The following is an 11,118-nucleotide window of genomic DNA, read 5'->3' as shown; positions in this document are numbered from 1 at the left end:
CCCCCCGCCCCCCCCCCCCCCCCCCCCCCCCCCCCCCCCCCCCCCCCCCCCCCCCCCCCCGCCCCCCCCCCCCCCCCCCCCCCCCCCCCCCCCCCCCCCACGCTCACTCGGTGACGAAGTCGCTGTTGTTCGGGTCGTTCCACCAGGTCCAGAGCGTGGTGAGGCCCTCGGTCCCGCCGCCCGGGATGCTGATGAAGCCCTCCACGGCGACGTCCTCCTGCGTCCACACGATGATGGCGGCGTTCTCGGCGGTGACGAAGCAGGCGACGCGGCCGGCGGGCCGGTCGTCGATCGTGTAGTCGTGGTAGCCCTGGGTCGTGGCGCAGTCGCCGAGCGCCGCCACCTCGGTGAGGCCCTGCCCCTGGATGTCGGCGAGGAAGACGTCGTCGACGGCGTCGCCGTCCTCGTAGAGGAAGAAGTTGGACACCTGCGGGCCCGGCTGGGTGGGCGCCGCCCCGCAGCCGACCGCGGCGACGTCGCCGTCGCCGGCGGGGTCCAGGGTGCGGCAGTCGTCGCCGTCGTAGACCCGGGGGAGGACGGCGAGCAGCGTCTCCTCGGGGTGGGCCTCGGCCGACGGCGAGGGGGTGGGCGCGGCGGCCGTGGTCGTGGTCGGGGCGGCCGTGGGGCCGTCGGGGTCGTCGCTGCCGCCGCCGGCGGTGAGCGCGACGACCGCGACGACGACCAGCACCAGCAGCACGGCCACTCCGCCGAGGACCAGCGCCAGGCGGTTCGGTTTCTTCCCCCCAGGGGCGCCGGCCGGCGGGTACCCCCCAGGGGCGCCGGCCGGCGGGTACCCGCCGGGGCTCCCGGGCGGCGGGAAGCCCGCGGAGACGCCGTAGCCGGTGGGCGCTCCGGGGTTGGACGGCGGGCCGTAGCCGGTGGGGACGCCGGGGTTCGACGGCGGGCCGTAGCCGGTGGGGACGCCGGGGTCGGACGGCGGCCCGTAGCCCCCCGTGGTCGTGGGGTAGGGCTGGGCGAAGCCGCTGGGCGCACCGGGGTTGGAGAAGCCGACCGTCTCCGGCACGAACGGCATCGGGGTGATCGCCGTCGGGGGAGCGGCGGGCACGTGCTGCGGGGTGACCCCCGACTCCGTGAGTGCGGCCCGAGCGGCGGCGGCCAGCTCGCCGCAGGTGGCGTACCGCTGGTCGGGGTCCTTGGCCAGGCCCCTGCGGACGACGGCGTCCAGCCCCGGGGGCAGCCCCGGCCGCAGCTCCGACGGCACCGGGGCCTCGTTGTTGAGGTGGGCGAACATCAGGGTGGCCAGCCCGTCGCCGGTGAACGGCCGGCGGCCGGTGAGACACTCGAACAGCACGCAGGCCAGCGCGTAGACGTCGACCCGGCGGTCGATCGGCCTCTCCAGGAACCGCTCGGGCGCCATGTAGTCGAACGAGCCCAGCGCGGCGCCGGTCTGGGTGAGCGACGGGCCGGTCGAGTCCGACGTCGAGCGGGCGATGCCGAAGTCGACGAGGTAGACGAACTCGTCGTCCCCCTGTCCGGTGAGCAGGATGTTCGACGGCTTCACGTCGCGGTGGACCAGGCCGTCGGCGTGCGCGGAGTCCAGGGCGCGGGCGGTCTGGCTGATGACCGACACGGCGCGGGCCGGCGCCATCGGGCCCTCCTCGGCGAGCACCGCGGCGACGTCGCGGCCGGGCACCAGCCGCATGTCGAGGAACAGCCGGCCGTCGATCTCGCCGTACCGGTGGATGGGCACGATGTGCGGCTCGTTGAGCCGGGCGGCCAGGTGCGCCTCGCGGCGGAACCGCTCGCGGTAGCCGGCGTCGGCGGCCAGGTGCTCGGAGAGGACCTTCAGCGCGACCACCCGGTCGTGCTCGGTGTCGTACGCCCGGTAGACCTCGCCCATCCCGCCCCGGCCGAGCAGTGCCTCGATGCGGTAGGCGCCGAACTGTTCCAGATCCACCGTGTGTGCCCCTCCGTGCGCCGCTGCGGAGGCGCTGCTCGCTGCCGGCGCCCGCGCGGACGTCGGCGGAGTCTAGGGACGCGTGCGACCGACGACCAGCGGCGTCGCCGCAGACGGGTGTGACCTCGGACAGCCTGCCGGGGCGGCGCCTGCCGGCGGTCGGAGCCGCCGGTCGTCGTGACGGAGCTGTGACCGCGCGTCGCGAGCAATCCGGTAGGCGGGCGGACCCGCCGTCACTAGCTTGCACGTGCCCCGGGCCCGGCCCGGACCGCCCGGGCGCCCCTCGCGCGCCCTCCCGCGACGGACGAGAGAAGCACGATGAGCCAGCCTCCAGGTCAGTACGGCGGTCAGTACGGCCAGCCCGGCCCGTACGGCTCGCCGGGCCCCTACGGCCAGCCCGGGCAGGCCGGTCCGTACGGGCAGGCCGGCCCCTACGGCCAGCCAGGCCAGTACGGGCAGCCGGGTCCTGGTGGTCCCTTCGGTCCCGGCGGCGGCCACGGGCAGCCGCCGCGGAAGAAGAGCCCGGTGCCGTGGCTGGTGGCCGCGCTGGTCGTCGTCCTCGCCGGCGTCGGTGTGCTGCTGTTCTTCCTCCTCCGGGACGACGACGGCGCGGCCACCGCGGCCGAGGCGACGACGGCCACGACCACCTCCGCCAGCAGCGAGCCAAGCGCCGCGCCCGAGATGGAGATGGAGCCCTCCGGTCCGGTGAGCATCCCCGGCGGTGCGGGCAGCAACCCCGGTGGCGGCATGAGCTCGGAGACGGCGGAGGCGCCGTCCGGCGGGTCGGACGCCGGGCAGATCCCGGGTTCCTCCGACGTCGCCTTCACCTGGATGGCAGGAATGGCCCAGCTCGACCCGGCCGGCGTGTGGGCGCTGACCTGCCCCGACCTGCAGCAGGCGGCGACCGAGGGGTCCCAGGGCACCGACCTGTCCCCGCAGGACTACCTCGTGGGCTACTTCATCACCCAGACCCTGGGCGGCGAGACGATCGCCGACGGGTCGATCGACACGCTCGAGTACGACGCCGCCAACGACGTCGACATCGCGACCTTCACGCTGCAGTTGGGGAACGGCGGCACCCAGTCGGTCCAGGTGTGGGTCGACTCCTCCCTGACCGTCTGCAACTTCGCCTGACGGGCGCCCGGACGGCCGGCGCCCGGGGGCGGGGGCCGGCCGTCCGTCGCGTCTGCGACGATCGCCGGCGTGTTCGCGGTGACCCGCCTGCGGGTGTCGGGGGAGGACGCCGGCGCCCTGGCCGCCGACGTCGGGACGCTGCTGGCCGCACTCGCCGCGCGGCCAGGGTTCCGGGACGGCGAGCTGGGCCGGTCCGCCGACGACCCGGGGCTGTGGGCGCTGGTGACCCGCTGGGACGGCGTCGGCGCCTACCGCCGGGCGCTGTCGGCGGCCGAGGTCAAGATCGCCGGCGCCCCGGTGTGGGTGCACGCCCTCGACGAGCCGGGGGTCTACCTGCCGGGCGAGGACGCCGGCCGCCCGGCCTGAGGGGTCCGCGGGTGCTCGTGCTCTGCCCGGCATCGTGGGCAGGGCACGAGCACCCGCAGGTGGAGGGGCCGGCCGGTGCGCCGCCGGGCGGTCGGGAGCGGCCAACTACCGTGGACGGGTCAACCCGCCGACCGCCAGCCGGATGGAGCCCCCCGCCGTGAGCGAGAGCACCGCCAAGCACGACCCCGCCCGCCTCGACAAGGTGGTGAACCTCTGCAAGCGACGGGGCTTCGTCTTCCCGTCGGGTGAGATCTACGGCGGCACCCGCTCCGCCTGGGACTACGGGCCCCTCGGCGTCGAGCTCAAGGAGAACATCAAGCGGCAGTGGTGGCGGACCGTCGTCCAGAGCCGCGACGACATCGTCGGACTGGACTCCTCGGTGATCCTGCCGCGGCAGACGTGGGTCGCCTCCGGTCACGTCGGCGTCTTCACCGACCCGCTGACCGAGTGCCAGAACTGCCACAAGCGGTTCCGCGCCGACCACCTCGAGGAGGAGTTCGAGGCGCGGAAGGGCCGGGCACCGGAGAACGGCCTGGCCGACATCACCTGCCCGAACTGCGGCACCAAGGGCGCGTGGACCGAGCCGCGCGACTTCAACATGATGCTCAAGACGTTCCTCGGCCCGGTCGAGGACGAGTCCGGCCTGCACTACCTGCGCCCGGAGACCGCGCAGGGCATCTTCGTCAACTTCGCCAACGTCATGGGCGCGGCGCGGAAGAAGCCGCCGTTCGGCATCGGCCAGATCGGCAAGTCGTTCCGCAACGAGATCACCCCGGGCAACTTCATCTTCCGCACCCGCGAGTTCGAGCAGATGGAGATGGAGTTCTTCGTCGAGCCGGGCACCGACGAGGCGTGGCACCAGTACTGGATCGACGAGCGCACCCGCTGGTACGTCGACCTCGGCATCGCCCGCGACAACCTGCGGCACTACGAGCACCCGAAGGAGAAGCTGTCGCACTACTCGACGCGCACCGTCGACATCGAGTACCGCTTCGGCTTCCAGGGCTCGGAGTGGGGTGAGCTGGAGGGCATCGCCAACCGCACCGACTTCGACCTGAAGACCCACTCGGAGCACTCCGGCGCCGACCTCACCTACTTCGACCAGGGCTCCAACAGCCGCTGGACGCCGTACGTCATCGAGCCGGCCGCCGGCCTGACCCGCTCACTGATGGCCTTCCTCATCGAGGCCTACTCGGAGGACGAGGCGCCCAACGCCAAGGGCGGCGTCGACACCCGCACGGTGCTGCGGCTGGACCCGCGGCTGGCGCCGGTCAAGGCCGCCGTCCTGCCGCTGTCGCGCAACGCCGACCTCTCGCCCAAGGCGCGCGACCTCGCCGCGACCCTGCGGCAGAACTGGAACGTCGACTTCGACGACGCCGGCGCCATCGGCCGCCGGTACCGGCGGCAGGACGAGATCGGCACGCCGTTCTGCCTCACCGTGGACTTCGACACCCTCCAGGACGACGCGGTGACCGTGCGCGAGCGGGACTCGATGAGCCAGGAGCGGATCTCCCTCGACCAGGTCGAGGGCTACCTGAAGGCCCGCCTCCCCGTCTGCTGAGCAGCGGGCGGCGCCTCAGGGCAACCACGCCGTCCGGTAGTCCGGGTGGCCGACGTAGGGCAGGGCGAGCAGCCGGAGGACCTGCAGGTCCTCCGGGCCGTGCGGGTGCTCCCCGTCGGCGTCGGACGACGGGGCCCCCTGGAGCCGGGACGTGCACAGCTCGACCAGTCGGCGCTTGATGTGGATCTCGGTCCTGATCCGGGCTGGCCCGGCGTGGGCCGCGGCGAACACGGCGTCCACGCCCTCCCGCACGCCGGGGGCGAGGGCGTCCGGGCCGGCGGCGTAGTAGGCCTTGGCCCAGAGGTCGGCGAGCTGCACGGCCACCGCCTCGTCCTCCGCGATGCGGGCCAGCAGGAAGGTCGCGAGATCGCTCATCGCCTGGTCCTCGGTGTCGGAGTGGGGCCCCGGAGGGGTGCGCACGGCGGTCATGCTGCCCCGACCCGAGGCCGACTCCCAGGGTGCTCGGGGCCGCCACCCCGCGGGGGGTCGGGGCAGCCCACCCCGCCGCCTACCCTGGTGGGGTGAGCAGCAGCGTGCTTGAGCGGGGTCCGTCCACCGGGACGGGCCCCGCTCCGCTGCGCCTGGGCGCGCTCACCGTCGACCCCGCCGTCGTGCTCGCGCCGATGGCCGGCATCACCAACCCGGCGTTCCGCACGCTGTGCCGCGAGTTCGGGGCCGGCCTCTACGTCTGCGAGATGATCACCACGCGGGCGCTGGTCGAGCGCAACGAGAAGACGCTGCAGATGGTGCGCGCGACGCCCGACGAGAAGGACGCCTTCTCCGTGCAGCTCTACGGCGTCGACCCGGCGACCGTCGGCCGCGCGGTGGAGATGCTCGTGGACGAGGGCGTGGCCGGCACCCACCCGGCGCACGTCGACCTCAACTTCGGCTGCCCGGTCCCCAAGGTGACGCGCAAGGGCGGGGGGTCGGCGCTGCCGTGGCGGCGGGTGCTCTTCCGCGACATCGTGCGAGCCGCGGTCCGGGCCGCCGGCGACGTGCCGGTCACCGTCAAGACCCGCATCGGCATCGACGCCGACCACGTCACCCACCTCGACGCCGGGCGGATCGCCCAGGACGAGGGGGCCGCGGCGATCACCCTGCACGGGCGCACCGCCGACCAGCTCTACAGCGGCACCGCCGACTGGGCGCCGATCGCCCGGCTGGTCGAGGCCGTCGACATCCCGGTGCTCGGCAACGGCGACATCTGGGAGGCCGACGACGCGCTGCGCATGGTCGCCGAGACCGGGTGCGCCGGCGTCGTCATCGGCCGGGGGTGCCTGGGCCGGCCGTGGCTGTTCGGCGACCTGGCCGCGGCCTTCGCGGGGGAGACCCGGCGGGCGCTGCCCACGTTCCGGGAGGTCGCCACGGTCATGTACCGGCACGCCGAGCTGCTGTCCGAGGAGCAGGGCGAGCTGCACGGCTGCACCGACTTTCGCAAGCACGTCGCCTGGTACCTCAAGGGCTTCTCGGTCGGCTCCGACGTCCGCCGCGCGCTGGCGATGGTCAGCTCCCTGGACGAGCTGGGCGGGCTGCTGGCCGGCATCCCCGACCAGCCCTACCCGACGGCGGTGCTCGGCGGGCCGCGCGGGCGCACCAGCCCGCCCCGTCCGGTCGCGCTGCCGCCGGGCTGGCTCGACGACCGCGACGACCCCCGACCGCCGGCCGGGGCCGAGCTGAGCGTGAGCGGGGGGTGAGCGCCATGACCCAGGGCCCCTACCTCTACGACGACGACCCCGCGCCGCTGCACACCGGCACCCCGCGGTCGGCGCGCGGCCTGATCCTGGCGATCCTCGGTGGCACCGTGCTGGTCGCGGTCGCGATGGCGCTGGGGCTGCCGCTGGTCAAGGGCAGCCCGGAGGAACAGTCGCGGGAGGTCACCGGCGTCTTCCTGGACGCGCTCGCCGCGGACGACGTCGAGACCGCCTACGGGCTGCTCTGCGACGTCGAGCGGGCCCGGCTCGCGCCCGAGGAGGTCCCCGGCGTCTACGCGACCGGCGGGGACGGCGAGGTCGTCGGCACCACCGAGGGCGAGCAGGACGGCGAGCCGGTGCAGCGGGTCGACGTGCAGTGGACCGACGGCAGCACCACGACGTTGACGGTGGTCAGCGAGGACGGCGCCCGCGTCTGCGGCACCTCCGCCGGCTGAGGATCCGATTCCTTCTCAGGCCGGGGTGGGCCTGCCACCATGACGCCGCCCGCGCCGACGTCGGGCAGCCCGCCTGAGAGGACCCCCGCGTTGTCGCAGCCACCCCACCAGCCCGCGCCCGTCGTCCCGGCCGGGGTGGCCCCGCCGCCGGCCGCGCCGACCCAGGTCGGGTTCCCCGGACAGGTGGCGTTCGTCCCGCAGCCGCAGTACGCGCCTCAGGAGCAGCCGCTCCCGCAGTACGCCTCCGGGTTCCCCGACTACGTCTCACCGCCGCCGTCCCCGCCGAACCGCACCGGCCTCGTCGTGGGGACCGTCGTGGTGGTGGTGACCCTGCTGTTCGCCGTCATCGGCTTCGTGATCGTCGCCTGACTCGCTGAACCGCGCCGTCGGCCGCCGCATGGGGCTGGCGTGCCTCCCCGGCATCGGACACCATCAGCCCACCCCCGAGACGTATGAGACGTCTTCTCGGGACGGCGGCCGGCGACGAGCACGGAGGTGCGCGGTGGGCGGAACCGGGCAGACCACCTGGGTCTACGACTTCAGCGAGGGCAACAAGGACCAGAAGGACCTGCTCGGCGGCAAGGGTGCCAACCTCGCCGAGATGACCAACCTCGGGCTGCCGGTGCCCCCCGGGTTCACCATCACCACCGACGCCTGCCGCTACTACCTGCAGCACGGCAGCACCCCGCCGGCACTCGCCGACCAGGTGACCGAGCACCTGACGGCGCTGGAGAAGGCGATGGGCAAGACCCTCGGCGACCCGGGTGACCCGCTGCTGGTCTCGGTCCGCTCCGGGGCGGCGGCCTCGATGCCCGGGATGATGGAGACCGTCCTCAACGTCGGTCTCAACGACGACTCGGTGCGCGGGCTCGCGGCGCAGTCGGGCAGCGAGCGCTTCGCCTGGGACTCCTACCGCCGGCTCATCCAGATGTTCGGCAAGACGGTGCTGGGGATCGACGGCGAGCACTTCGACGAGGCGCTCGACGCGGTCAAGCGCGAGCAGGGCACCGAGCTCGACCTCGACCTGGACGCCGGGCACCTGGCCGACGTCGTGGGCCGGTTCAAGGCGATCGTCGCCGAGCACACCGACCGGGACTTCCCGCAGGACCCGCGCGAGCAGCTGGACCTGGCGATCAACGCCGTCTTCGACTCGTGGAACTCCGAGCGGGCGATCCTCTACCGCCGGCGCGAGCGCATCCCGGGCGACGCCGGTACCGCGGTCAACGTCGTCGCCATGGTCTTCGGCAACCTCGGCATGGACTCCGGCACCGGCGTGGCCTTCACCCGCGACCCCGGCAGCGGCGAGCAGGGCGTCTACGGCGACTACCTGCAGAACGCCCAGGGCGAGGACGTCGTGGCCGGCATCCGGAACACCGTGCCGCTGACCGAGCTGGAGCGGATCGACGAGGGCGCCTACCGGGAGCTGCTCGACGTCATGGCCACGCTCGAGTCGCACTACCGGGACCTGTGCGACATCGAGTTCACCATCGAGCGCAACAAGCTCTGGATGCTGCAGACCCGCGTCGGCAAGCGGACGGCGGCTGCGGCGTTCCGGATCGCGACCCAGCTGGTCGACGAGGGCCTCATCGACATGGACGAGGCGGTCCGCCGGGTCACCGGCGACCAGCTCGCCCAGCTGATGTTCCCGCGGTTCGTCTCCGGCGGGGACGCCCAGCAGCTCACCCAGGGCATGAACGCCTCCCCGGGGGCGGCGGTCGGCAAGGCCGTGTTCTCCTCCGAGACCGCCGTCGAGTGGGCGGGCCGCGGGGAGAAGGTGGTCCTGGTCCGCCGGGAGACCAACCCCGACGACCTCTCCGGGATGATCGCCGCCCAGGGCGTGCTCACCAGCCGCGGCGGCAAGACCTCGCACGCCGCCGTCGTCGCCCGCGGCATGGGCAAGACCTGTGTCTGCGGCGCCGAGGAGCTGCAGGTCGACACCAAGGCCCGGCAGTTCACCGCGCCCGACGGCACGGTCGTCGACGAGGGCGACGTCATCTCCATCGACGGGTCGACCGGCCGCGTGTGGCTGGGCGAGGTGCCGGTCGAGCCGTCGTCCGCCGTCCGGTACTTCGAGGGCGAGATCGACCCGGAGTCCGCCGACGCGGAGGACCTGGTGCGCAGCGTGCACCGCGTCCTCACCCACGCCGACTCCCGACGGCGGATGGACGTGCGGACCAACGCCGACACCCCGGAGGACGCCGCGCGCGCCCGGCGGTTCGGCGCCCACGGCATCGGCCTGTGCCGGACCGAGCACATGTTCCTCGGCGACCGGCGGCAGCTGGTGGAGAAGCTGATCCTCGCCGAGGGGGACGACGACCGGCAGGCGGCGCTCGACGCGCTGGAGCCGCTGCAGAAGGGCGACTTCGTCGCGATCCTCGAGGCGATGGACGGCCTGCCGGTGACGATCCGGCTGCTCGACCCGCCGCTGCACGAGTTCCTCCCCGACCTCACCGACCTCTCGGTGCGGGTGGCGGTGGCCGAGGCCGAGGGGCACCACGACGAGGGGCAGTTGCGGCTGCTCGCCGCGGTGCGGCGGATGCACGAGCAGAACCCGATGCTGGGCCTGCGCGGCGTGCGGCTCGGGCTGGTCGTGCCCGGCCTGTTCGCCATGCAGGTGCGGGCGATCGCCGTGGCCGCCTGCGAGCGCGTCAAGGCCGGCGGCGACCCGCGGCCGGAGATCATGATCCCGCTGGTCGGCGCGGTGCAGGAGCTCGAGGCGATCCGCGAGGAGGCCGAGCGGGTCGTCGCCGAGGTCTGCGCGGACCACGGGGTCGACCTGCGCCCGCTCATCGGCACGATGATCGAGGTGCCGCGCGCGGCGCTCACCGCCGAGGAGATCGCGCAGTCCGCCGAGTTCTTCTCCTTCGGCACCAACGACCTCACCCAGATGACCTGGGGCTTCTCCCGGGACGACGTCGAGGCGGCGTTCTTCCACGCCTACCTGGACAAGGGGATCTTCGGCGTCTCGCCGTTCGAGTCGATCGACCGGCCGGGCGTCGGCCGGCTGGTGGAGATCGCCGTCGAGCGGGGCCGCGCCGGCCGTCCGGACCTCAAGCTCGGCATCTGCGGCGAGCACGGCGGCGACCCGGACTCGGTGCACTTCTTCCACGAGGTGGGGCTGGACTACGTGTCCTGCTCGCCGTTCCGGGTGCCGGTCGCCCGGCTGGAGGCCGGCCGGGCCGCGCTGGGGGCCGAGCACGTCGGCTCCTGAAGCCGGTTGCGTGCGTTCCTCGCGCGTCGCCGGCGCTGCAGCGGCGGCACCGCGCGGGAAACGCCGGCCCCGCGGACGGGGAGCGGCACACCGTCCCCATCCGCCTCATCCGGACAGCCCCGCGTGGTACCCATGACGCGTGGGGGTGCGCGCAGGGAGCCTGATCGGCCGGGTGGCCGGCGCCCTCGTGCTGGCGTTCTTCCTGCTGGTCGTCTCCACGGCGACGGCCATCTGGTACACGGCGCGGCAGGACGCCCGGCCGTCGTCCGACGCGATCGTGGTGCTGGGCTCGGCGCAGTACAACGGCGTCCCGTCGTCGATCTTCGAGGCCCGGCTGGAGCACGCCCTGCAGCTGTACGAGGACGGCGTCGCGCCGGTGATCGTGACCGTCGGCGGCAAGGCGGCCGGTGACCAGTTCACCGAGGCCGAGGCCGGCGCCGACTACCTGGCACAGTCCGGCGTCCCGGGGGACGCGCTGCTCCCGGTGGAGGAGGGCGTGGACACGCTGGAGAGCATGCGCGCGGTGGGCGCGGCGTTCGACGAGCGCGGCTGGAGGTCGGCGGTCCTGGTGACCGATCCGTGGCACGCGATGCGCGCCGAGCGGATGGCGGAGGACGCCGGCATCGCCGCGGAGAGCTCGCCGACCCGGCAGGGTCCGGCGGTGCAGACCCGCACCACGCAGTTCCGCTACATCCTCCGCGAGACGGCGGCCTACCTGCTCTACCGCGCGACCGGCGAGAGCGTCGCCGGCGCGCCGGGGATCGGCTGAGCAGGGGAGGAGC

10 protein-coding genes are annotated in these 11,118 nt (G+C 74.1%); 8 read left to right on the top strand and 2 right to left on the bottom strand.

Features of this window, described 5'->3' with window-relative positions; genetic code table 11:
- Window positions 1–103: 103 nt before the first annotated feature.
- Window positions 104–1,918, bottom strand: coding sequence for a protein kinase domain-containing protein (locus tag ACI782_RS24125; protein WP_456912649.1), 1,815 nt, complete (start codon window positions 1,916–1,918; stop codon window positions 104–106).
- 318 nt (window positions 1,919–2,236) lie between these two features.
- On the opposite strand from ACI782_RS24125, the gene ACI782_RS24120 reads away from it, so the two are divergent.
- From ACI782_RS24120 to ACI782_RS24110, 3 genes are all read left to right on the top strand, one after another.
- Window positions 2,237–3,052 (top strand): hypothetical protein, encoded by an 816-nt coding sequence (locus ACI782_RS24120; RefSeq protein WP_456912648.1) that lies wholly within the window; start codon window positions 2,237–2,239, stop codon window positions 3,050–3,052.
- Between the two features lie 69 nt (window positions 3,053–3,121).
- Window positions 3,122–3,418 (top strand): antibiotic biosynthesis monooxygenase family protein, encoded by a 297-nt coding sequence (locus ACI782_RS24115; RefSeq protein ID WP_456912647.1) that lies wholly within the window; start codon window positions 3,122–3,124, stop codon window positions 3,416–3,418.
- Window positions 3,419–3,575: 157 nt separating this feature from the next.
- On the top strand, window positions 3,576–4,979 hold the full coding sequence (locus ACI782_RS24110) for a glycine--tRNA ligase (RefSeq protein WP_456912646.1): 1,404 nt from the start codon (window positions 3,576–3,578) through the stop codon (window positions 4,977–4,979).
- 15 nt (window positions 4,980–4,994) lie between these two features.
- Here the strand turns inward: ACI782_RS24110 and ACI782_RS24105 are convergent, their stop codons facing one another.
- Entirely contained in the window at window positions 4,995–5,354 is a 360-nt protein-coding gene (locus tag ACI782_RS24105; protein WP_456912645.1) for a DUF6221 family protein, read from the bottom strand.
- A 146-nt stretch (window positions 5,355–5,500) separates the two neighbouring features.
- Between ACI782_RS24105 and dusB the strand changes: the two genes are divergently transcribed.
- From dusB to ACI782_RS24080, 5 genes are all read left to right on the top strand, one after another.
- Entirely contained in the window at window positions 5,501–6,673 is a 1,173-nt protein-coding gene (gene dusB, locus ACI782_RS24100; RefSeq protein ID WP_456912644.1) for a tRNA dihydrouridine synthase DusB, read from the top strand.
- A gap of 5 nt (window positions 6,674–6,678) precedes the next feature.
- Complete coding sequence (locus ACI782_RS24095; RefSeq protein WP_456912643.1) at window positions 6,679–7,125, top strand: hypothetical protein; 447 nt, start codon at window positions 6,679–6,681, stop codon at window positions 7,123–7,125.
- 90 nt (window positions 7,126–7,215) lie between these two features.
- Window positions 7,216–7,494, top strand: a complete 279-nt coding sequence (locus tag ACI782_RS24090; RefSeq protein ID WP_456912642.1) for a hypothetical protein — start codon at window positions 7,216–7,218, stop codon at window positions 7,492–7,494.
- A gap of 133 nt (window positions 7,495–7,627) precedes the next feature.
- Window positions 7,628–10,336: a pyruvate, phosphate dikinase gene (ppdK, locus tag ACI782_RS24085; protein WP_456912641.1), complete on the top strand. Its 2,709-nt coding sequence runs from the start codon at window positions 7,628–7,630 to the stop codon at window positions 10,334–10,336.
- A 139-nt stretch (window positions 10,337–10,475) separates the two neighbouring features.
- A complete protein-coding gene (locus ACI782_RS24080; protein WP_456912640.1) occupies window positions 10,476–11,105 on the top strand; it encodes a YdcF family protein in 630 nt (209 codons plus the stop codon).
- Window positions 11,106–11,118 lie beyond the last annotated feature (13 nt).

This window comes from Geodermatophilus sp. SYSU D00703, from assembly GCF_054050155.1.
The sequence above is the reverse complement of the archived record's forward strand: the minus strand, read 5'-3'. Positions and strand labels throughout refer to the sequence as shown.